This is a genomic window from Psychrobacter immobilis (assembly GCF_904846235.1).
Lineage (GTDB): Bacteria > Pseudomonadota > Gammaproteobacteria > Pseudomonadales > Moraxellaceae > Psychrobacter > Psychrobacter immobilis_C.
Map to the genome: position 1 here is coordinate 66,923 of NZ_CAJGZN010000011.1, position 22,772 is coordinate 89,694.

Below are 22,772 nucleotides of genomic sequence, written 5' to 3' on the forward strand. Positions count from 1 at the left end.
GACGCTTGCATAATTATTGATGAACCTTAACTGGATTTTTGACATGGAAGCAACTCCCATTATCGGTGCATCGCTCATGATTGGCTCGTCGATATTTATGTATATCGTCGCCTTTCTTGCCGTTATGGCTATCGGTGGTTATTTAACCTATCGTACTAGTCCAAAGCGCAAGCAGCGCCGTGAAGACAAGCGTAATAGCGAACGCTAGATTAATACCAGAAGCCCTCTTTTCTTATTTGAAAAGAGGGCTTTTTTAATGCTGTTAAAATTAGATAAGGCGAAAGTACTTACTTATTTAAAGATAGTATAAAATCTGTATTACATTAATCCAAGGGAACGTAACGTCGCTGCCCCAATCGCCATACCAAACATGCCGACAACAGTGGTAAATGCCAAAATATTAGCCGCCAATACATCATTACCACCCATTGCTTTTGCCATGACATAGCTGGCTGCAGCTGTGGGCGATGCGACCATCAAGAATAACACACCCATATGCACGCCTGATAGTCCAAATCCGAGCCCAACAGCGATCGCAATCAATGGTGCAATGACAATTCGCCCAATACTCGCCTGCATGGATAAGCCCGAAGGATGCAACATAGACTTTAGGTTAATACTAGCACCTGCACAGATCAGTGCTAGCGGCAGAGCCACCGCTGCTAATAAGTCGCCAGTCGTATGAATCACCCCTGTAAGTGGTGGCAATGGCAGTGCTTTATAGACGAATGCCCCAACCAATGCCAAAATTAGAGGGTTGGTCAGTAACTTTTTCACAATCATCGTACCGCGACTAATCCATGTATCATCTACGCTTTTGGATACGCGGCTCAAGGTAATGACCGCCAAAATATTAAACAGTATCGTCACCACGCCCATATAGACCGCACCGATACTTAATCCTTGTGCACCGTAAGCGTTGGCTACGGTTGCAAGGCCAATGATGGCCATGTTGCTACGGAATACACCTTGTACAAACACGCCTTGGTCTTCAGGACGCTTGACGAAGCGTTTGGCATAAAACTCTGCGCCAATAAATAATATAAACGTCACTAAGATACCAACAAGGATAAGCGTAATTTGCTTACCATAATCGACGTCGCTATCGACCACGCTAAAAAACAATAAACACGGCAAGCAATAATTAAAGACAAAACTTGATGCCTGATCGATAAAAGTTTGGCTTGCCTCACCGCGTCGTTGCATAAAAAAACCCAACCACATTAAGGCAAGGTTGGGTAAGACAATGGTAATAGCAAAAACAATAGCATCAATCATAAGTAGACTCAGTTCGGTGACAAGCCCATAAATATATGGACATCAGCGAGACAAATTAACAAGTAATAAGAAAATTTACTGACCTAGTATAGATACAAAGTAGTAAGTAGGACAAGGTTACATGTGACTTTCTTTTAAAACTAACGGTTTTTTTGACAAACAAAAGCCCGTAACGAAATGTCGTTACGGGCTTTTTAACTATAAGTGCTTTATTATAAAAGGCTTTATTGCATAGCTATTATGAGTCCAATGCAGCTTTTGCTTTTTTATGCTTTTTAACCGTCATCGCCAATAACTGAATGGCGGCAGGTGTAACCCCACTCACTCGTCCGGCTTGGGCTAAAGTCGAAGGACGGACTTGCGTGAGTTTCTGTACAATCTCATTTGATAGTCCAGATACGACGCTATAGTCAAAGTCCATCGGTAGTGCGGTATTCTCGAGACGTTTCATCTGATCGATGTCTTCTTGCTGGCGATCGATATAGCCTGCATATTTAACAGAAATCTCTATCTGCTCACCTACTTGTGTATCAACAGTTGAGTCCGTGATAGCCGCGATATCAGCAAAATGTATTTGCGGACGCTTTAGCAAATCAAAGGCAGTAGACTCTTTAGACAGCACTTCACCTGTTTGCTCAGTCACTTGCTTACCTAATGCATTAGCAGGCGTAGCCCACATATCTTTTAGGCGTGAGGTTTCTGTCGCGATGGCTTCCATTTTTTCTTGATAGGCTTGCCAGCGTACATCGTCTACTAGACCCAGCTTACGACCAGTTTCAGTCAAGCGCTGATCTGCATTGTCTTCACGTAAGAGCAAGCGATATTCTGCGCGACTCGTAAACATACGATATGGCTCGGTAGTACCATGGGTAATCAAGTCATCGACAAGCACACCAAGATACGCTTCATCGCGGCGCGGTGTCCATGTGTCAAACTCACTGTTATTGGTCGTCACCAATGCCGCATTGGTACCTGCAAGCAAACCCTGCACGCCCGCTTCTTCATAACCAGTCGTACCGTTGATCTGACCCGCAAAGTACAGACGATCAATCGACTTGATTTCAAGCGTTGGCTTGAGGTTTTGTGGATCAAAATAATCATACTCAATCGCATAACCTGGACGAGTAATATGCGCGTTTTCTAAGCCTTTCATACTATGAATAAAGTCTAACTGCACATCAAATGGCAAACTGGTTGAGATACCATTTGGATACAACTCATGTGTGGTCAGACCTTCTGGCTCGATGAAAATCTGATGGCTGTCCTTATCCGCAAAACGATGAATCTTATCTTCGATAGATGGACAATAACGCGGACCTACGCCTTCGATTTTCCCAGAAAACATCGGTGAACGGTCAAGGTTTTCACGAATGATGTCATGAGTACGCGCATTAGTATGCGTGATATAGCAATTGACTTGCTCAGGATGCATAGAAACATCGCCCATATAGCTCATCACTGGCAATGGCGTATCACCCGGCTGTACCGTCATTACACTGAAGTCAACACTACGCGCATCGATACGTGCCGGCGTACCTGTCTTTAGACGACCAACTGGCAGCTTAAGCTCACGTAAACGATCTGCCAACTTGATAGAAGGCTGATCCCCTGCACGGCCACCATTTGAGTTCTCTAAACCAATATGGATAACGCCGCCCAAGAAAGTCCCTGATGTCAGTACCACTGTTTCGGTCTTAAAGATAATACCTGTAGAAGTAACGACTGCCGTCGCACGACCGTTTTCAACCAAGATATCATCAGCAGCTTGCTGGAATATATCTAGGTTTGGCTGGTTTTCTAGCGTATGGCGGATAGCCGCTTTATACAAGATGCGATCTGCTTGCGCACGCGTGGCACGAACGGCAGCCCCTTTACGACTGTTTAGTACGCGAAACTGGATACCAGCCTTGTCCGTTGCCAGCGCCATTGCACCGCCCAACGCATCAATCTCACGTACTAGATGCGATTTACCGATACCGCCAATTGCTGGATTACAGCTCATCTGCCCGAGTGTCTCAATGTTATGCGTCAACAACAAGGTCTGTGCGCCCATACGTGCAGCAGCCAGCGCAGCTTCTGTGCCAGCATGACCACCGCCGATCACTATCACGTCGTAATGTTTTGGGTATTGCATGTTTGCCTCACTTGACTCATAACGCTGCCTGGTACCACATTTCATTGAATAACATGGTAATCGGCAAATAAACGTCAGTCGTATTTATAAAAAAGATAACGACTCAGATAAGTCGTTCATAATTGGTTAGATAACCTGTCATTATAACAATTTTTTGACGCTTAAAAAACGCTAGGACAAAAACTATTATAATTAAGTGCAAATATATTTATACCAGTAATGACGATGTTGACAGTAACACCGTCATTACTGTCAACATCGTCACTTTAGTAGTTAGCTTTTTAGTTTATGATGATATCTTAGCCATTACCGTTACCACGGCTTAGCGGTACTATTTGATCCGATTGACCACTAGACAGTATATGGTGGCTACCATACCCTTCTGGGTTGATCTGCAAATAGGCATTCATTTGACCGATGGCATCGCCGTCATCACTTGCTAAGATCTGCTCTTTGATGAGCTCGACTGGCGGTAATGGTAAATTCTTGAGCAATGCCAAGCGCTGGTCGTTATCACCCTTATTAACCACCAACTCGATCAGCTGACGCGCATCAATAGGTAGATCAGGGGTATTTTGTGCCAATAATGCCAAATGATAGGCACCTGCCGTATCTTGATCTGCAACGACGCGCTGCTCGATAGCGATATAAGTCGCTTCTGTCGCACCGCCTACCACACTCATCTGATGAATACATTTAAGGGCTGAGTATGATTCATTATTAGCAATCTCAATGATCCGCGTAGATTCATTTTTTAAACGCTCACGGCGCTTTTCAATCGCTGCTTGCTCAGCCGCTTCTGTTTGCTCATTTGACTGTTCATTGGTTTGGTTATTCATAAAGCTCTCTTACTCATCTGATAATTATTATTTATATCGCTGGTATCTTGGACACTATATGGGGGTAAATCCCATAAAAACAACGAAGCCTAATGACATAGGCGCGTGAAAATACTAATGGGGACAAGAATAGATACGCTACTAACAACACTAATAGCGACAATAAAAAACCCAAATAGCCATTAAATGACTACTTGGGTTTGCTGTGCTCGTATCTTACAAAGGCTAATTGGACATTAAAGACATCCAATTAACACTTTTAAGTATTAAGCAGCAGGGCTGTTTGCTTCAACCAATGGCTTTAGCTCGCCTGATTGATACATTTGTAAGATGATGTCTGATCCGCCCATCAACTCGCCATCAATCCATAATTGTGGGAACGTTGGCCAGTTCGCAATTTTTGGCAACGTTGCACGGATTTCTGGGTTTTCTAAAATGTTTACAAACGCAAATGGACGACCAATCTGAGTCAACACTTCGATAGAGCGCGCTGAAAAGCCACACTGTGGAAATTGCGGTGTGCCTTTCATGTAAATAATGACTTTGTTGTCACGGATTTGATCACGGATCAATTGTTCAACGTCGTTTGCAGCAGTGTTTGGGGTTTGCTCACTCATAAAAGCTCCTATTGATAAAGCGGTTCATTAAAATGATTATTTATATAAAATAATTGTATAAAGACGTGGCTGATACATGGGGCGACTGCCGCTGTATTACAAGCACGAATTTTCGACCTATGTGGGTTCAACAGCATTAGGGACTAATAATACCACGGCATTGGCCATGATGCCCTCTTGACGACCCGTAAATCCCAATTTTTCAGTTGTGGTGGCTTTTACACTGATATTGCTAATATCCGTTTGCAGGTCACTAGCAATATTGGCGCGCATTGCTGGATTATGCGGCACTAACTTTGGACGTTCACACATCACCGTAATATCAGCGTTGCCTAGGCTATAACCAGCCTCTTGCACTTTACTATAAACATAACGCAGCAGTACTCGTGAATCCAATCCAGCATGTGCCGCATCAGTATCGGGAAAATGCTGCCCGATATCACCAAGCGCAAGTGCACCAAGAAGCGCATCAGCCAGTGCGTGCAAGACTACGTCCCCATCAGAGTGTGCGAGCAAACTGTGAGTATGCTCAATAGGCACGCCCGCTAGAATGACATATTGTTGCTGCTGACCATTATTATGAAAAGCATGAACATCGATACCTTGACCAATTTTTATCATTATTATTCCAAGATGAGTTAAAGGTGATTAAAATAATTCAAAACCACTATCTGAATTTTCAAAGTGGTTTTACCAGTAGCCAGACACCATCGGTCGCCACCAGTTTCAATTAACTGGTATAATATGATGTTTATTTTATCATAATACCAGATCCAAAAGACAAGCTGACGTTGTTGTGCTGAGACTACGTATTGTAGTGATTGCATAACACTTGGCGGCGGCATGTACTTTGGATAACGTATAAATAGTTGAGCCATTTTATGTCAGCCATACAAAATACCTCAAGCACAACCGTTTCTGAGTCTTTTAATGCTCATCGCCCTTTAACACTTGCTGATGTCGAAAATCCTAGCACCAAGCATGTGATTGTCGGTATGTCAGGCGGGGTCGATTCTTCTGTATCAGCCGTTCTACTTCAGCAGGCAGGCTTCAAGGTCGAAGGCTTGTTTATGAAGAACTGGGAAGAAGATGATGGCACCGAATACTGTACGGCGATGGATGATTTAGCAGACGCGCAAGCCGTATGTGACAAAATCGGTATGAAGCTGCACACGGCCAACTTTGCTATGGAATACTGGGATCGCGTATTCGAGCACTTTTTGGCAGAATATAAAGCAGGACGTACCCCAAACCCTGATATCTTGTGCAATAAAGAAATCAAGTTTAAGGCGTTTTTGGACTATGCGTTGACGCTTGGTGCAGATTATATCGCTACAGGTCACTATACGCGTCGCAGTGTGAATTATACCAATGCCGAAGGTGACGAGGTTGCTCAGCTCTTACGCGGTCTTGATAACAATAAAGACCAAAGCTATTTCTTACATGCGGTTGGCGGTGACAAAATCGCCAAAACGCTATTCCCAGTTGGTGAGCTTGAAAAGCCAGTAGTACGTCAGATCGCTGAAGAGCATGACCTAGCAACGGCTAAAAAGAAAGACTCTACAGGCATTTGCTTTATTGGTGAGCGCCGTTTTAAAGACTTCTTACAGCAATATCTGCCTGCCCAAAAAGGCGAGATACTTACTGATGATAATAAAGTCATCGGCACTCATGACGGCCTCATGTATTACACACTGGGTCAACGCGGCGGCATCGGCATTGGCGGGGTTAAAGACCGTGTAGAGGCACCGTGGTTTGTATTGGCAAAAGACTTAGAGAAAAACCGTTTAATCGTCGGTCAAGGGCACGAGCACCCAATGCTAATGAGTAACGAGCTAAAAGCGTATAAGCTCGATTGGACTAATGGTCTGCCGCCTGCCGATGTATTTACCGATGAAGGTTTACGCTGTATGGCAAAGTCTCGCTATCGCCAGCCAGACCAAGCATGTCGCGTATTTTCGACCAATGCTGATGGCAGTGAAGTGCGTGTTGTATTTGATGACCCACAGCGCGCCGTCACCCCTGGTCAATCAGCGGTATTTTATATCGATGACGTATGTCTAGGCGGCGGTGTGATTGAATCTATCGATGCGCCATGTGGATTCTAATTGCTTCCTAAGACCCATACCTACAGCACAGAGGTTGATGCAGTGAATAATATAATTTTAACGAGGGTCAACATCGCTTTGTTTGGATAGACGGCTTTTTTAATATCGTATTTCTGCTATATTACGCGCAACGATTTCGACATTGTTTTTATATAGTCATTTTTTCTTTTATGTAGTCACTTTTTCGTTTTTATATCGTCACTTTTATTTAGACTCTTGCAGTTTTTTATTTCATAACTACTGAGGCATAACCATGACCCCACTTACCGCTCTCTCTCCAATTGATGGTCGTTACGCATCAAAGGCTGACAGCTTACGCCCTTATTTATCTGAATTTGGTCTAATCAAGGCCCGCGTCACGGTAGAGATTCGCTGGTTGCAGTCATTAGCTGACAACAGTGCGATTGGTGAATTAGCAGCATTCGATGACCAGACCAATGCTTTTTTAAATGCGATCGTTGATGACTTTAGTGAAGCCGATGCTCAAGCGATCAAAGACATCGAAGCAACGACCAATCACGATGTAAAAGCGGTTGAGTACTTTATCAAAGACAAGTTCCGTGGTCAGGATGCCTTAATTGATTCGCTTGAGTTCATTCACTTTGCTTGTACCAGTGAAGATATCAATAACTTATCATACGCATTGATGCTAAAAGACAGCCGCGAGCTGGTTGTTGCCAAAATGCAGCAAGTGACTGACAGTATCGTTGACTTGGCGATCACTCATGCTGACCAACCGATGCTATCACGCACGCATGGTCAGACCGCTAGCCCAACGACGCTTGGTAAAGAGATGGCAAACGTCGCCTATCGCCTAGCTCGCCAAATCAAGCAAATCGGTCAAGTAGAGCTGTTAGGTAAAATTAATGGCGCCGTTGGTAACTACAATGCCCATTTTTCAGCGTATCCTGATGTCGACTGGCAGACCCATGCTGAAGCCTTCATCAATCAGCGTCTTGAGCTGACATTCAACCCTTATACCACTCAAATTGAGCCACATGACTATATCGCCGAGTTGTTTGATGCTGTTAAGCGCTTCAATACCATCTTGATCGACTTTAACCGCGATATCTGGCAATACATTAGCTTAGGCTATTTCAAACAGCGCCTAAAAGATGGTGAAGTTGGTTCTTCTACCATGCCGCACAAAGTTAACCCAATTGACTTTGAAAACTCTGAAGGTAACTTGGGCGTGGCTAATGCTATGCTTGCACATTTAGGTGAGAAACTTCCAATTTCACGTATGCAACGTGACCTATCAGACTCAACGGTATTGCGTAACATCGGTGTTGGCCTAGCACAGAGCATGATTGCTTTTGATGCTTGCCTAAAAGGCGTGAGTAAGCTTGAGCTGAATGCACAGCGTTTAAATGATGACTTAAATCAAGCGCAAGAAGTGTTGGCAGAGCCAATTCAAACGGTCATGCGCCGCTACCGTGTTGAAAACCCATACGAGAAATTAAAAGCATTAACTCGCGGTAATGCCATGACTCGCGAAGCCATGTTAACCTTCGTCGAAAGTGATGAGCTATCGGCAGTTAGTGATGCGGATAAAGCAAGCCTACGCGCATTGACACCAGCTACTTATATTGGTAATGCTGCTGAACAGGCGCGCACTATCAAAGAATGGATTGCCAAGCTTTAGTAGTAGTAAACTAATACCAAAAAATAGGAGCGCGTAAAATAATTTACGCGCTCCTATTTCGATAATAGCATTGTCTGGTTCAGCTAGTGTCTTACTGGTTTTGTGACCACATAATAGCCTTACTTTGAATGCTATGATATTGTTTTAAAATTCATAGTCGATAAGTGAGGCTTTATTTTTTGTCATCATCGTCATCACTGTCTCCTGGTATGATAGCTTTGCCAACCGCTACCGTTCCTTTGACCACGCCTTTAGTGGTTTTATAAGCAACTTTAGCAGGTACTGTGACAATTTTGTGGACACAGGCTTGTAGCAAAAACACGCTAGCGATGATTGCGATCAAGTGCAATTTTTTCATAACTTTCCTACGATTTAGTGACTGCTCTGATGATAACCATCAGATAGACCATAATCATAGACTATTAAAACCTTCCTATAAAGCGTCCCTTATTATTAATATTGTACGCGTTTAAAATATGGATTTATCAATGACCTCTATTCCTCTTTGTCTACCTGACACTATCACGCCTGAGCAGTTCCTAACTGAATACTGGCAAAAAAAGCCACTTCTTATTAAGCAAGGGTTGTCGCAACTGATTGATATGTTTGAACCCGACGACATGATCGGTCTTGCCCTCGAAGAAGACGCTAGCGCGCGACTGCTAACCCAAGCGGCGAGTAAAAAAGAAGGTCAAGCGCAGTGGCAACTTAAAAAAAGCCCACTAACTGAGACTGATTTTGAAAACCTACCAGAACAGTGGACGGTATTGGTACAAAATCTCGAGCAATGGTCACCAGAGCTTGGACAACTGTGGCAAGCGTTTGACTTTATTCCGCAGTGGCAGCGTGACGACATCATGGTGTCTTATGCACCAGCTGGGGGATCGGTCGGTAAGCATTATGACGACTATGATGTGTTTTTGGCACAAGGTTATGGCTCTAGACGTTGGCAGTTGGGCAAGTTCTGTGATGAGCAGACAGAGTTTGTTGCTGATGAACCGCTGCGTTTGTTTGATGACATGGGCGAGATTATCTTTGATGAGGTACTAGAAGCAGGTGACGTGCTTTATGTACCACCAAAACTATCGCATTTTGGTGTGGCACAAGATGACTGTCTGACCTTTTCTTTTGGTTGTCGTCGTCCAAACCTGATGCAAATTGTCGATAGCGTAGCGGATATTGCGACCAACGACAGCAAGTTGTTTGTCCCGATGCTACTACCACAAGCACTACAGAACTCAGGTGAACTACAGGCGAACAGTATCGCTGCTATCAAAGCACAATTGCTAGAGATGCTACAATCTAGTCGCGGTGACGACATGATTCGTCAGGCAGTCTTGGAGGTGGTCAGTAAGCGTCAATACGATGCACTAATGCCAGAAGAAACATTAGATACTGATGAGCTAATGCAAGCGCTGTCAGAAGGTGCCACATTGCAGGCAGACTATAGCAATCGCCTACTCTATAGCCAGACCACTGATGGCATCGTACTGTACGCCAATGGTCAGCGTATCGACGGGCTTGATAAGGCTGCCATAGCAGTATTAGTACGTTTGGCTAATGGTGAAACTCTACAACACAGTGATATCATCGATGTTGATGCAGATGACTTAAGCGAGTGGCTAGAGAACGGTTGGATATGGGTGGATATTGCTGAATAACATCCTGTCATCAGGCTTCAGTTAAGTAGTATAAACAAAAAAAACCGCTATCTGATAATTACTCAGATAGCGGTTTTTTCTTATGCATTTTTTCTTATGTATCTTATACAATCACTGGTTTGGTGCTTATAGGGCTGCCAAACACCACTTAGCCTTTGTGAAAGTTACTATTATGAGTTGATACTATGAATAGTTACTATAAAGGCTAAGCGGATTCGTAATTAATTCAATTATTCTACTCTGTACCAAGCTCAAGCAAGCTCGCATTACCACCGATTGCTGTGGTATTGATAGTCTTAACGCGCTCAGTGACAAAGCGATGCAAATAGTCAGGCGTTAGCATCTCTGTCAAGCCTTCCATATCAGTGACACTGATAACTTGGGTCAAGATACCATCAGTATTGGCAAGCTCTTGACTGATAGCCTGCACTTCGCTATGGCTGCCAGACACTGCTACTTGCGCAAGACGGTCGATGTATAAAAGTGTGACCGTTTGCGAGTCGTTAGCGACGCTTAGCACGTCTTCGCTGATACCAGTATCATGTAGTATCTTAGCCGCTTCGCTACACATATCATCTTGGCTTGGGCAATGTAGTATGACTTCATTACCTGTCAGTAGCGCAGCGATAAGCTGCCCTAGCACTGCCATGGCTCTAGCAGACTCACCGCCGATGACCATGGTTTTACCACGACCAGTCACATATAAGTCGTTTGACTCGCCAGTTGCACCCGTCATGCGGTGCGTCTCATCTAGACTAGGAGCCGCACTCAATAGATGATTGAACAAGCGCTTTGCTTTATTAGCATCACCAGTGAGCAGCGCCAGTTTTGACACTGCCGCTTGCAGGTACGTTGCGCGATTGACTGCGCCAAGTAGTCGCCAAGATTCACAAACCTGGGCATGATTTTTTTTGAATTCAGTCGCCATGTTGCTACTCCTTATGCGAGTTCTGTTTGAGTGGTAGATTGGGTGGTGGTCGCTGTCATGTCAGCAGCTGGTTGTGCGGCATTGACTGACTCCGATTTGAGCTGCATCAAACGCGCAACATAGTGCGGCCCGCCAGCTTTTGGACCCGTACCAGATAAACCACAACCGCCAAATGGCTGGACGTTTACGACCGCGCCGATTTGGTTACGGTTGATGTAGGTATTCCCGACAAAAGCACGGCGCTCAATGTGCTCAACCGTGTTTTCGATACGGCTATGGATACCCAACGTTAGACCAAAGCCTGTGTTGTTGATGGCATCAATCAGCTTATTTAAATCACGAGCTTGATAACGCAGCACATGCAGAATGGGACCAAAATGCTCACCACCAATCACATCGATACTGTTTACTTCAATCGCTGTAGGTAGTACAAAGGTAGATTTCTCTTGGCTGACCACTGAGCTTGAACTCATTGGCGTTTGCGCTAAAATGTTTGCTGTCGGTTCAGCATCCATACGCGCGATATGCGCCTCCAAACCATGCTTGGCGTCAGCATCAATAACTGGACCAACGTCTGTCGCAGCATATAGAGGGTTGCCTACAGACAGCTCAGCCATATTGCCTTGTAGTAGCTCGATCAAATCATCAGCCATCTCCTCTTGTACACACAATATGCGACAAGCTGAACAACGCTGACCTGCTGAGCCAAATGCTGATAGTACTGCATCTCTTACGACTTGCTCTGGCAATGCTGTTGAATCGACAATCATAGCGTTCTGACCACCAGTCTCAGCAATAAAGACAGGCAGCTCACCGCTGGCTTGTGCATGGTCGTTTAGGCTTTGGTTAATACGCTGAGCAGTTTGCGTCGAACCTGTAAATATCACACCTGCGATATTGTCAGCCGCCGTCAAAGCACCACCTACGTCGCCTGCACCAATGACCAATTGCAATGCTTCTGCAGGTATACCCGCTTGATACATCAACTGTGCACCAAAGTGAGCTACCAAACTGGTTTGTTCAGCAGGTTTCGCTACTACGGTGTTACCTGCAGCAAGTGCAGCTACAATCTGTCCCGTATAGATAGCCAATGGGAAGTTCCATGGACTGATACAAACGAAAGTACCGCGTGCTTTATACACTTGACGAGACTGCTTGCCAGCCAAGTCTGTAAACTCATGCACGACATCATCTAGACGCTCTGCTTCGTCAGCATAGAAACGACAGAAATCAACGGCTTCTTTGATTTCATCGATGCCATCTTGCATGGTTTTACCCGCTTCAACTTGGCATAGTGCCATTAGTTCAGCGTAGTTTTCTTCGTATATCTCAGCAATCTTACGTAATATCTCAGCACGCTTAGCAGCTGGTACGTTTTTCCATACATCTTGACCAGCAACAGCAACGTCAATCGCTTGGCGAGCCACTTCAGCGTTAGCATAAGTTACCTTACCAGCACTAACTTCGTGGTTCCAAGGCGCAAGTACAGTCTGTGTATCAAGCTGATTCGTTTGACCATCTACTTCATAGGTATCAACCGCTTTACCATTGATGATAGAGGTTGCTGACCATGTCTTATGCAGATGGCTATCAATAGCTGATTTGAACGGCAGCCATTGTGACTCTACAAAGATATTAGGGCCAAAACTTGCACGGCGTTCACCATAAATCTCTAACGGTAACGGGATGTCTGGATTGTGCAATGTTGCATTACCAAGCAGCTTGTCATATGGATGCACTGTTAGCTTTTCGATTGGGTAAGACTTGTCTAGCAACTGATGAACAAACGAGCTGTTGGCACCGTTTTCTAGCAAGCGACGTACCAAGTACGGTAGCAAGTCTTTATGTGCACCTACTGGCGCATAGATACGTACAGGAATCTCATAAGCTTGCAAAATATGATCATAAAGCGCATCGCCCATGCCGTGTAGACGTTGGAATTCAAAGTCTCTATGTGCACTCATGGTCATGATTGATGACAGTGTATGCGCATTATGTGTCGCAAACTGTGGCCAGATTAGTCCGCGCAGATGGTCTGACAATAAGAAGCGCGCACAAGCAAGGTATGCAGTATCCGTACCTTCTTTACGTGTCCAAACTGGATAGCCTGATAGACCTTTTTGCTGAGCAAGTTTGATCTCAGTATCCCAGTAAGCGCCTTTTACTAGACGTACTGGTATACGATCACCGACTTCAGTAGACAAACGAGCAAGCCATGCTAATACAGCGATAGCACGTTTAGAGTACCCTTGTACAACGATACCTAAACCATCCCAGTCCGCCGTTAAATTGTCACGGTACAAAGACTCAAACAGTTTTAGAGAAATCTCAAGGCGATCTGCTTCTTCAGCATCAATACTGATATCGACATTGACTTCACGTGCCGCTTCAATCAATAGCAGGCAGCGCTGACGCAATAAGCCCATTACTTGCGCTTCTTGCGTGGCTTCATAGCGAGGATGCAGTGCTGATAATTTGATAGACACTGACGGCTTTGGCATGCCTTCTTTGACTTTCACGTTGGCCGTGGCTCTGATCGCATGTAGATAGTCGTTGAAGTATTTTTCCGCATCTTTATGCGTGATAGCCGCTTCGCCTAACATATCAAATGAATAGGTATAGCCTCTATTACGATATGGCTGGCTGTTTTTATTGGCGTCTTCGATGGTCTCGCCCAATACAAACTGATGGCCCATGATACGCATGGCTTTTTGCATCGCACTACGAATGACAGGCTCACCCATCTTTTTAGTCATACGATCCAAGAAACCTGATGCAGTGGTACTGCTGTCAATACTGACAACGCGACCAGTCATCATCATACCCCAAGTAGAGGCATTGACCATAAAGCCATTGTCATTTTTAATGTGCTTTTTCCAGTCAGCCACACTCATTTTGTCATGAATCAACGCATCAGCCGTATAGTTGTCTGGTACACGAATCAAGGCTTCTGCTAAGCTCATTAGCAAGATACCTTCTTGGGTATCAAGGCTATACTCGAGCAATAATGAGTCAACCATCTTGACGGCTTTACCATCATTACGCACGTGCTCGACCAGTTTGCGCGTTTGCTCAGCAGCAGCATCGCGTTCTTCTATACTGGGTTTGGCAAGTGGCAATAACTCAGACAACCAACGTTCTTCATCGGCGCTATATAGCGGTGAGATACGCTTATTTAGCGCTTCTGCTGACTGGGCGAGATACTCAGGCGACAGCATATCAACAGGATTAAACAAGATCGGCTCTTGCGGGGTAAACTGGTCTACTGGGTTCATAATAACTCCATAACTATCGTTTAAAAACCATAATAAATGGTGCTTTAGGAAGTCTGATCGTCCTGTATAACTGCTCATAACCGCTATCAAAAAATAGTGGTTACTGACGGATATTCACAGCAATAATCAAAAGACCAAACGGCGCCATCACAAAACTAAAAATCCAGCATAGGCTGGAGACGGTTAAGTAGGTCGTTCGACTGTTAAACGGGCTACGTTAACAATACAAAGGCAACAACGAAAAGCTAAGCGGCATTAGTGCCTTCTTCTTGTTAGTAGTGAAAGGAGTGTGATGACCAAATATCGCCTTATTGAACCGAAAAATCGCTCTAATAATTACAAATCTGTCATCTTTGATGATGCTAATTCACTGTAAGAAAAACCTCTACGGCGTTGATTGAGGTGATGCGCTTAACTCGGCTATAATATCACGAAATTTTTTTTCAAACTAACGAAATTAATCATTTTCAAATAATTAATTTCTATCTAAATAACAATAACTTACAAGCAATTTACTGACTATGACTCTTTGGTTACGTTTTTTTGTTTGCTATTGCCTATAGTTTGTCATCACGCTGCTTAACACCAGTAACAAAAATACCAAACATTAGCATCGAGCATACAGGGCTTAGATCAAGACGATAGGCTTATTTACTGACAAAGAAAAACCCTCCTTATCATCAAATGATAAGGAGGGTTTCTTGTTTAAGACACTATCTAATGTCTTATAACGCCTTGCATTATAAGAAAATAATCTTGAACAACAATATAGCAGTCAAAATCCAGACAGCGATACTGATATCAGCGAACTTGCCCGCAATTGCTTTTACAGCCGTAAAGGTAATAAAACCAAGCGCGATACCGTCAGCGATAGAGTATGTAAGCGGTGTGAATAGCAATACGACGACCACTGGTGCTGCTTCTGTTAAGTCGCTCCAGTTAATGTCCTTTAGAGTACCCATCATGAGTACGGCTACATAAAAGATAGCGCCAGCGGTTGCATAAGCTGGAATCATACCTGCTAGCGGCGAGAAGAAGATACTGAACAGGAATAGCACACCTACCGTAACAGCCATCAAGCCTGTACGCCCACCTGAGGCGATACCAGAGATACTCTCAATATAACTGGTCGTCGATGAAGTACCCAGTAAAGAACCCGCTACTGTCGCTGTTGAATCAGCGAGTAGTGCTTTGCCCATGTTCGGGATATTGCCATCTTTGTCCGTTAGCTTTGCTTGGCTAGTAGTAGCAATCAAAGTACCAGCAGTATCAAACAAATCGACAAATAAGAAAGCAAAGATCACACTGATCATGCCCACATCGAACGCGCCAGCAATGTCTAACTGCATAAGCGTCGGTGCAATAGAAGGCGGTGAAGAGATGATACCTGTGAACTGTGTATAGCCCATTAATAAGCTAATCAGTGCAACCAATAAAATACCAATGGTTACCGCACCTGGGACTCTCTTATAAGACAGGCCAATGATAACAACAAAGCCTAATGAAGCCATAACAGGACCAAATGATGTCATGTCACCAAGGCTAACTAAGGTTGCGTCATGATTGACGATGATGCCTGCGCTTTGCAATGCAATAAACGCCAAGAACGCACCAATACCAGCAACTACGCCGTTCTTGAGAGACGTTGGAATGGCATTAATGATTGCTTCACGAATCTTAAATAGACTCAGTAGTACGAAGATACAACCAGACAAGAACACCGCACCTAGCGCTGTCTGCCATGCGTAGCCCATACCAAGCACCACACCATAGGTAAAGAAGGCATTAAGACCCATACCTGGTGCAAGCGCAACTGGTAGTCGGGCGTAGATACCCATGATGAAACAACCTACTGCTGCTGCTATACAGGTCGCTACAAATACGGCCCCTTTATCCATACCCGCATCGGCTAAGACGTTAGGGTTGACAAAGATAATATAAGCCATCGTCAAGAACGTGGTTATACCAGCGATGATTTCTGTTTTGATCGTGGTATTTTCACCATTAATCCCAAAATAGCGTTCAATTGCATTCATAAGTGTCGCCCCCGACTGGCTAATAAAAAGTCATCATTACCTAAAATTAAACATGACCTCAGCGAAAAAATAACGATGCCACAATAAGAATAATGTAGTAACAAAGCGTAACATATTAGACCAGTTATCTTACAAACTCAATCGTTGATAATGTCTATCTCGCACAAAATGCGATTTTGAGAGACTTCAAGACTATTGGTCAGAAAAGCCATATGAAAAGCCACATACAGCCATGTTGCCCTACGCTATTCGAAAAACTACTTTCTATTCGTCATTAAGGTAATATTCGGTTTGAGTCATGAGTTTTAGGTAGTAAGTATTTGCTCGGTCATTATTCATGTTATCCAACTAACTACTGAATGAATCAGTAGCAGCCCAACTAAATAGTCGTTTAACACATTAATAATGACCTTTCTCTCATTTAGAAGTAAACTAGGGGGTTATTATACCGATACCTAAATCGCGATACTTACTGTTGCAGCATTTTTCTAAGCACAGTTACAAATTTTTAGTGAAGAAACGAGCTGCGTATTAAGTAATAAAAAGTAAATAGTGTTTGTTTAGGGGTTGTCTGGTTCGGATATCACTATTCCAGCCAGCTGTTATCAATTATTCGTGAGTCCATTACATGCCTGAATCATTAAATATTGTCGATCTTATTACCCAAGCCAGTCTATTGGTGCAGATTGTGATGGCACTATTGTTATTAGCCTCTTTGCTCAGCTGGGTTATTATCTTTCGCATGAGTGCGCGACTTGGTACAGCCAAAAACTTTGATCAACAATTTGAGACTTGGTTTTGGTCAGGCGAAGACTTAGCCAAGCTATACCAAGGCATTCAGGGTTCTCTTGATCGTCAAGGACTTGAGCAGATTTTTTATGTGGGGTTTTCAGAATATCTAAGAATGCATAAAAAGCGTCAACCTAAAGACGATATTATCGATGGTGTTGAACGCAAGCTACGCGTCGGCCTAGGTCGCCAGCAGCAATTGCTCGAGTCAGGACTGACGACGCTAGCCAGCATTGGCTCCGTTGCTCCGTACATCGGATTGTTCGGTACAGTGTGGGGCATCATGAATGCCTTTTTGGGACTGTCTCAAACTGAGCAAGCTACCCTCGCCTCGGTAGCGCCCGGTATCGCCGAAGCACTGATTGCCACAGCCATGGGTTTGTTTGCCGCTATCCCTGCGGTATTGGCATACAACCACTTCACAGCAAAATCGAGCCGACTATATGACTCGCGCGCCTTATTTTGTGATGAGATGACAGGTATGCTACAGCGTGAGACCAGCGTACAAGCGCCTATTAGCAAAGAAACCCAAGTTAATGCAGGTCAGGTGACAGGGCTATGAAACCAAACCCCTACGGCCGTGAAAAAAAAGCCCTTAATGCAGAAATGAACGTCGTTCCTTACATTGACGTCATGCTGGTGCTACTGGTGATATTTATGGTGACAGCGCCGATGCTGATTACAGGCGTCGATGTTGATCTGCCAAAAGAGCAAACCAATACCATGAGTCAAAGCCAGTTACCTGTGATTGTCTCGTTGACTGATAAGGGTGATATTTTTATCAGCTATGAAAGCAATGTCGACGTGCCAGTAAGTGAGCCTGAGCTGATTAATACATTATCTAACCTGCAGTCTCAGAGCGATAATAGTAATGCTGAGCCAGTACAGGTAATGATCAATGCCGATCAAAACAATCAGTACGGTGCCATCATGACGCTCATGGCAACTTTGCAACAAGCAGGTATCGAAAAAGTTGGGTTACTGACCGGTGCACCACTACCCACGCCTTCTTTATAGCGATAAGCGTCCTTTAGTAAATGTCTTATATCACAATAGCCAATCCTAGTAATCAATCTGACAAATCACGTTCATGAGTATCCTTACCATGCATAATGCTCCTGCCGTCTATGTACCTACCGAACCAGAAAGCAACGGGCTAACACTGCCGACGTTGCTAAGCTTGCTGGCGCATGGTCTTATCATGGGCATACTGGTTTACAACTATCAAACCACTGAAGTTGTGACTGCTGGTAGTATCGAGACGGTCATGGTATCTCCTGAGCAGCTTGCTGAAATGCAAGGACAAATACTGGCCAACCGTGCAGCAGCCAGTGCAATGCAGATGGATAGTAGCACTAGCGACTCGTCCAGTAGTGCCCAGCCAGAAGTGTCTGGCAGTAGCGTCAGTGCGCAAAATCCAAGCCAGACAACCTCTCAGCGCGTGCCTGTATTTACACGATCTGAGGAGCCAACTGGTCAACCCATACTTATGAGTGAAGACCATCAACAACGTCTGCTTGAGCAAAATCAAGAGTATGAGCGCAAAATGGCTGAGTGGACAGCACAACTAGACGAATCCGCTATGGAAGAGCTTGACCAAGTCGATCAAAGCAAACGCGACCAGCTTATAGAAGAACAAAAAAGGCTGGGAGAGTTTCGTCAAAAGCAAAACAATCCACCAAAGATAAAACGTCCCACTGCTAGCGATCGCAATATTGAGATTGATACCAATGGCTCTGGCAATGCAGGTAGAACCTTTAGTCTGTCAGACGGACAGTCAACGATTTCTGGAGATACGTCAACTACTAGCACATCCAAAGGCAGCAGTCGCTCTGCATCTAGTGGCAGTCGAGGTGCTAGCAACAGTGAAATCATCAATTTAATCAAACGCAACTATACACCGCCTACCGCCGCGCGAGGTTCTACCCAACGTGCAACCTTGACCATCACTGTCAATGCAAATGGCGATGTGGTCAATGTGACCGCCTCTGGACCTGATAACACGGTCAACGAAGCGGCGAGACAAGCAGTACTCAATACAGGCAGTCTCCCAATTGATGCTGACGACCCTAAATACCCGACTTTTACCATACAGTTTAAAGGCAGCAATTAATCAGTTGCTAGGTCCTTATAATATTGGTAACGTGACGTTAAGCGGCTTGTCTCGCATAGGTTGCTGCCTCATCTAGATGCTTGTCTCATTAAATAAAAAATGAATATCATACTAATTTTAGGAGCTCCATTTACCCATGCGTACCCAAAAAAAACTACTAGTATCGTTACTCGCCAGCACTTCAGCATTGCTGGTATCGCAAAGCGTGCTCGCTGCACCTGTTGTACTAGAACTGGACTATGAAATTCCTGTTCAGCAAAACCAAGTCGCGTTTGTGCCGTTTGCGGGTGACTCTGTCTTATCACCGATTATATTAAATGACCTGAGTAAAACCGAGCTAAAAGTAACCAATCAAGATCTACCGCAGCAGCCGCACAGTAGTAAAGAGCTGACAGGTACATTACCCGTTTGGCAAAGCATGGGCATACCGTATCTGGTTGTCGGCAGTACGCGTACCAATCGTGGCAAAATAATCACCGATTATGAAGTCATCGATGTCAAATCTGGTCGTGTGATAGAAGGCAAGCAAAGCCTAACTGCCGATAATAATAGAGAAAGTATGCGTTATGCCGGTCATGTCATCGCAGACAAAGTATACGAGCTGATTACTGGTATTCCAGGAGACTTCTCAGGGCGCATTGCTTATATTGAAGAAACAGGAACTGGCAAGCAAAAGATCTCCCGTCTCAAAGTGATGGATGCTGATGGCGAAAACGCTAGAACCATTACTGAAGTGACAGGCTCTATTTTTTCACCAGCATGGTCACCTGATGGCAACCGTATCGCCTACTCAGTACAACGTGAAAAATCATATCCCGTCATCTACGTGCAAAACGTCAGTGGCGGCGGCGCAACTACTCTGACGCCTTTTTCAGGTAGCAACCTAAGCCCTTCGTTCTCTCCTGATGGCAGCAAGATATTATTCTCTAGCAGCTTTGAGGGTAGTGCTGATATCTATGAAATGAGCGCTAGCGGTGGTACACCTAGAAGGCTCACCAATTTACCAAGTAGTGAAGTGCAACCAAGCTATGCACCAGACGGCAAATCTTTTGTGTTTGTCAGTGATAAGACTGGCTTTAACAAGCCGCAAGTATATCGCTACGAGTTTGCCACAGGACAAACAACTAAAGTGTCAAACGGTGGTTATGCAACCAGCCCGCAGTTTAGCAGTGACGGTACACAAATTGCCTTTTTGAGTGGACGCTCAGCAGCTATTATGAATAGTAATGGCGCTATCACTACCAATCTTGGCAATACGGGTATCGACGAAGCACCCAGCTTCTCACCAAACGGTAAACGCGTGGTCTACGCATCGACCCAAGGCGGCAAAGGCGTGCTGACTATCAAGTCCCTCAATGGTGGCGAAGCGTTTGGTAAGTCAGGACAAGGCGTTATCCGCTCACCCGTATGGTCATCAAGCCCAAAATAACTGGTCGTCCACCAAAGTAGCAATTTTGGTTATAGTAGAATAAATATTAAGCAAGCAAAATTGAAACGCCCCAATCATAGTCGTTACGGTTGGGGCTTTTTTTGATTAAAAAAACAGTAATAGAAATGACAATAGTCTTAGTACTTATTCGTTCTCAATGGTCAACACTCCTCGCCTTTGATCTGCTTTCCAATGTTACCTAACCCTCCCTCCTTCGTAACAAACCTGTAAACGCACTAGTACCAAAAAAAACATTGCAATGACTTGTATTTTACCTATACCCTAAATAGACCTGACTAATTGGTCAGGTTGTTCAAATATTAGCCAACATATATTAGTTAATTTCATTGTTTATCTTACAGACGGATGCGTACCTCTATTGTTTACATCGATAAAAAACAAGTCGAAGATTGGGTTAAAACTTTGATCTCGTGATCTACCACATTGTCTGATATCTACAGTCAAGCGGGTACTAAGCAGTTATTTTAGGAGGAAACCACCATGAGTGAAAACGTTCCAGCGAATACCGATTTACTGTATAGACTGCATGACCGTCCTACCCCCATTAAAGCATTTTTAGGTGCTATACAGCACGTACTTGCAGCGTTTGTAGGTATCATCACACCCTCTCTTATCATAGGTGGCACATTAGGTTTAGGAGAGCATATCCCCTACCTTCTCAGTATGTCATTGATAGTATCTGGCGTCGCAACCTTTATTCAGACTCGTAAAGTAGGCCCTGTTGGCTCTGGCCTTATGGCATTACAAGGCACCAGTTTTGGATTTTTGGCAGCGGTACTGACGGCAGGTTTTGTGGTAAAAAACCGCGGCGGTGGTCCAGAAGAGATTTTATCCGTTATTTTTGGCGTCTCATTTCTCGGTGCATTTGTTGAGATATTTTTGAGTCAATTTATCACTAAACTCAAATCTTTTATGAGCCCTATTGTTACAGGCTGCGTGATTGTCACGATTGGTTTGTCCTTAACCAAGGTAGGTCTGACTGACTTAGCAGGTGGGTTTGGTGCTGAAGATTTTGGTAGTATTCCAAACCTACTTTTGGGCGGTGGTGTGCTGGCAAGTGTCGTACTGATTAGCATCATCAACAATAAAGTCATTCGCTCAAGCGCCATCTTTATCGGTTTGATGCTCGGCCTTGTCGCTGCCGTATTTATGGGACGTATCGATTTTTCTCTGGTTTCTGAAGCGGCCTTTTTTACAGTGCCGATCCCTTTTAAGTATGGCTTTGGTTTTGATTGGCAGGCTTTTATTCCTATTGCCTTTATGTACATCATTACCAGTATCGAGACCTCAGGCGATCTGACGGCTACCTCGATGATATCAGGTGAACCGATCAAAGGCCCTCTCTATGAGAAACGCATCAAAGGCGGCGTACTAGGAGATGGTGTTAACTCTCTGATTGCGGCGGTATTCAATACCTTCCCCGTGACGACTTTTAGCCAAAACAACGGTGTGATTCAAATGACGGGTATTGCCAGTCGCTATGTGGGTTTCTATGTAGGCGGCATTCTATGCCTGATAGGGCTATTCCCCGTCCTTGGTGCTATTTTTACCCAATTACCGAAGCCTGTTGTTGGCGGCGTCACGCTACTGATGTTTGCGACGGTGGCGACTGCTGGTATTCGTATCTTATCTACCGTGCAATTTACGCACCGTAATGTTTTAATCATTGCCACCTCACTGGGTCTGGCAACGGGTATCGCCTTTGTCCCTGACGTACTGTCACAAACGCCACAGTTCTTTCAAAATATCTTTGGCTCAGCAGTAACGATGGCAGGGATTGTGGCCATCACCCTTGATATGATTTTACCCAAAAACTATGGCATCGAGTTTGATACTAAAGCACAGCACGCAAAAGACAACTTAGAACCAACGCAAGAAGTAGCATAAGGCTAAGTGTAA

Annotated in this window: 18 protein-coding genes; 9 read left to right on the forward strand and 9 right to left on the reverse strand. The window is 44.4% G+C overall.

Features of this window, described 5'->3' with window-relative positions:
• Positions 1-43 precede the first annotated feature (43 nt).
• The gene (locus JMX07_RS08840; RefSeq protein WP_156410686.1) at positions 44-208 is read left to right on the forward strand and encodes a hypothetical protein; all 165 of its coding nucleotides are present in this window, start codon (positions 44-46) and stop codon (positions 206-208) included.
• Positions 209-318: 110 nt separating this feature from the next.
• Here the strand turns inward: JMX07_RS08840 and JMX07_RS08845 are convergent, their stop codons facing one another.
• From JMX07_RS08845 to ispF, 5 genes are all read right to left on the reverse strand, one after another.
• Complete coding sequence (locus JMX07_RS08845; protein WP_201607473.1) at positions 319-1,278, reverse strand: AEC family transporter; 960 nt, start codon at positions 1,276-1,278, stop codon at positions 319-321.
• 238 nt (positions 1,279-1,516) lie between these two features.
• The gene (mnmG, locus tag JMX07_RS08850) at positions 1,517-3,412 is read right to left on the reverse strand and encodes a tRNA uridine-5-carboxymethylaminomethyl(34) synthesis enzyme MnmG (RefSeq protein ID WP_201607474.1); all 1,896 of its coding nucleotides are present in this window, start codon (positions 3,410-3,412) and stop codon (positions 1,517-1,519) included.
• 299 nt (positions 3,413-3,711) lie between these two features.
• Positions 3,712-4,251: a hypothetical protein gene (locus tag JMX07_RS08855; protein ID WP_201607475.1), complete on the reverse strand. Its 540-nt coding sequence runs from the start codon at positions 4,249-4,251 to the stop codon at positions 3,712-3,714.
• A gap of 266 nt (positions 4,252-4,517) precedes the next feature.
• Positions 4,518-4,868, reverse strand: a complete 351-nt coding sequence (gene grxD / locus JMX07_RS08860) for a Grx4 family monothiol glutaredoxin (RefSeq protein WP_057759647.1) — start codon at positions 4,866-4,868, stop codon at positions 4,518-4,520.
• 117 nt (positions 4,869-4,985) lie between these two features.
• Positions 4,986-5,489 carry a 2-C-methyl-D-erythritol 2,4-cyclodiphosphate synthase gene (gene ispF / locus JMX07_RS08865; protein ID WP_201607476.1) on the reverse strand — a complete coding sequence of 168 codons (504 nt, stop codon included), beginning with the start codon at positions 5,487-5,489 and terminating at the stop codon, positions 4,986-4,988.
• A gap of 260 nt (positions 5,490-5,749) precedes the next feature.
• Here ispF and mnmA point away from each other — a divergent pair, with 260 nt between their 5' ends.
• A complete protein-coding gene (gene mnmA, locus JMX07_RS08870; protein WP_201607477.1) occupies positions 5,750-6,976 on the forward strand; it encodes a tRNA 2-thiouridine(34) synthase MnmA in 1,227 nt (408 codons plus the stop codon).
• A 253-nt stretch (positions 6,977-7,229) separates the two neighbouring features.
• Positions 7,230-8,621, forward strand: a complete 1,392-nt coding sequence (gene purB / locus JMX07_RS08875) for an adenylosuccinate lyase (protein WP_201607478.1) — start codon at positions 7,230-7,232, stop codon at positions 8,619-8,621.
• Positions 8,622-8,793: 172 nt separating this feature from the next.
• Here purB and JMX07_RS08880 read toward each other — a convergent pair whose 3' ends face one another.
• Positions 8,794-8,979 carry an NF038104 family lipoprotein gene (locus JMX07_RS08880; RefSeq protein ID WP_201571421.1) on the reverse strand — a complete coding sequence of 62 codons (186 nt, stop codon included), beginning with the start codon at positions 8,977-8,979 and terminating at the stop codon, positions 8,794-8,796.
• A 130-nt stretch (positions 8,980-9,109) separates the two neighbouring features.
• Here JMX07_RS08880 and JMX07_RS08885 point away from each other — a divergent pair, with 130 nt between their 5' ends.
• Positions 9,110-10,282, forward strand: coding sequence for a cupin domain-containing protein (locus JMX07_RS08885; protein ID WP_201607479.1), 1,173 nt, complete (start codon positions 9,110-9,112; stop codon positions 10,280-10,282).
• 235 nt (positions 10,283-10,517) lie between these two features.
• Here the strand turns inward: JMX07_RS08885 and JMX07_RS08890 are convergent, their stop codons facing one another.
• From JMX07_RS08890 to JMX07_RS08900, 3 genes are all read right to left on the reverse strand, one after another.
• On the reverse strand, positions 10,518-11,210 hold the full coding sequence (locus tag JMX07_RS08890; RefSeq protein WP_201607481.1) for a 1-pyrroline-5-carboxylate dehydrogenase: 693 nt from the start codon (positions 11,208-11,210) through the stop codon (positions 10,518-10,520).
• An 11-nt stretch (positions 11,211-11,221) separates the two neighbouring features.
• Positions 11,222-14,485 carry a bifunctional proline dehydrogenase/L-glutamate gamma-semialdehyde dehydrogenase PutA gene (gene putA, locus JMX07_RS08895; protein ID WP_201607482.1) on the reverse strand — a complete coding sequence of 1,088 codons (3,264 nt, stop codon included), beginning with the start codon at positions 14,483-14,485 and terminating at the stop codon, positions 11,222-11,224.
• 740 nt (positions 14,486-15,225) lie between these two features.
• Entirely contained in the window at positions 15,226-16,521 is a 1,296-nt protein-coding gene (locus JMX07_RS08900; RefSeq protein WP_201607484.1) for an NCS2 family permease, read from the reverse strand.
• 628 nt (positions 16,522-17,149) lie between these two features.
• On the opposite strand from JMX07_RS08900, the gene tolQ reads away from it, so the two are divergent.
• The 5 genes from tolQ to JMX07_RS08925 all read left to right on the forward strand — a co-directional run bounded on the left by tolQ (position 17,150) and on the right by JMX07_RS08925 (position 22,760).
• Positions 17,150-17,872, forward strand: coding sequence for a protein TolQ (gene tolQ, locus JMX07_RS08905; RefSeq protein WP_201607485.1), 723 nt, complete (start codon positions 17,150-17,152; stop codon positions 17,870-17,872).
• A complete protein-coding gene (gene tolR, locus JMX07_RS08910; RefSeq protein ID WP_101204804.1) occupies positions 17,869-18,327 on the forward strand; it encodes a protein TolR in 459 nt (152 codons plus the stop codon). Before tolQ ends, tolR begins: the two co-directional genes overlap by 4 nt.
• A gap of 73 nt (positions 18,328-18,400) precedes the next feature.
• Entirely contained in the window at positions 18,401-19,423 is a 1,023-nt protein-coding gene (locus JMX07_RS08915) for a cell envelope integrity protein TolA (protein ID WP_227684738.1), read from the forward strand.
• A gap of 136 nt (positions 19,424-19,559) precedes the next feature.
• Positions 19,560-20,852, forward strand: a complete 1,293-nt coding sequence (locus JMX07_RS08920; protein WP_201607486.1) for a PD40 domain-containing protein — start codon at positions 19,560-19,562, stop codon at positions 20,850-20,852.
• Between the two features lie 501 nt (positions 20,853-21,353).
• Entirely contained in the window at positions 21,354-22,760 is a 1,407-nt protein-coding gene (locus tag JMX07_RS08925; RefSeq protein WP_201607487.1) for a nucleobase:cation symporter-2 family protein, read from the forward strand.
• Positions 22,761-22,772: the final 12 nt, after the last annotated feature.

Bases quoted from the DNA above. Each gene is read 5' to 3' on its own strand.
- JMX07_RS08840 (WP_156410686.1), top strand. From the start codon at position 44: ATGGAAGCAACTCCCATTATCGGTGCATCGCTCATGATTGGCTCGTCG.
- JMX07_RS08845 (WP_201607473.1), bottom strand. From the start codon at position 1,278: ATGATTGATGCTATTGTTTTTGCTATTACCATTGTCTTACCCAACCTT.
- mnmG (WP_201607474.1), bottom strand. From the start codon at position 3,412: ATGCAATACCCAAAACATTACGACGTGATAGTGATCGGCGGTGGTCAT.
- JMX07_RS08855 (WP_201607475.1), bottom strand. From the start codon at position 4,251: ATGAATAACCAAACCAATGAACAGTCAAATGAGCAAACAGAAGCGGCT.
- grxD (WP_057759647.1), bottom strand. From the start codon at position 4,868: ATGAGTGAGCAAACCCCAAACACTGCTGCAAACGACGTTGAACAATTG.
- ispF (WP_201607476.1), bottom strand. From the start codon at position 5,489: ATGATAAAAATTGGTCAAGGTATCGATGTTCATGCTTTTCATAATAAT.
- mnmA (WP_201607477.1), top strand. From the start codon at position 5,750: ATGTCAGCCATACAAAATACCTCAAGCACAACCGTTTCTGAGTCTTTT.
- purB (WP_201607478.1), top strand. From the start codon at position 7,230: ATGACCCCACTTACCGCTCTCTCTCCAATTGATGGTCGTTACGCATCA.
- JMX07_RS08880 (WP_201571421.1), bottom strand. From the start codon at position 8,979: ATGAAAAAATTGCACTTGATCGCAATCATCGCTAGCGTGTTTTTGCTA.
- JMX07_RS08885 (WP_201607479.1), top strand. From the start codon at position 9,110: ATGACCTCTATTCCTCTTTGTCTACCTGACACTATCACGCCTGAGCAG.
- JMX07_RS08890 (WP_201607481.1), bottom strand. From the start codon at position 11,210: ATGGCGACTGAATTCAAAAAAAATCATGCCCAGGTTTGTGAATCTTGG.
- putA (WP_201607482.1), bottom strand. From the start codon at position 14,485: ATGAACCCAGTAGACCAGTTTACCCCGCAAGAGCCGATCTTGTTTAAT.
- JMX07_RS08900 (WP_201607484.1), bottom strand. From the start codon at position 16,521: ATGAATGCAATTGAACGCTATTTTGGGATTAATGGTGAAAATACCACG.
- tolQ (WP_201607485.1), top strand. From the start codon at position 17,150: ATGCCTGAATCATTAAATATTGTCGATCTTATTACCCAAGCCAGTCTA.
- tolR (WP_101204804.1), top strand. From the start codon at position 17,869: ATGAAACCAAACCCCTACGGCCGTGAAAAAAAAGCCCTTAATGCAGAA.
- JMX07_RS08915 (WP_227684738.1), top strand. From the start codon at position 18,401: ATGAGTATCCTTACCATGCATAATGCTCCTGCCGTCTATGTACCTACC.
- JMX07_RS08920 (WP_201607486.1), top strand. From the start codon at position 19,560: ATGCGTACCCAAAAAAAACTACTAGTATCGTTACTCGCCAGCACTTCA.
- JMX07_RS08925 (WP_201607487.1), top strand. From the start codon at position 21,354: ATGAGTGAAAACGTTCCAGCGAATACCGATTTACTGTATAGACTGCAT.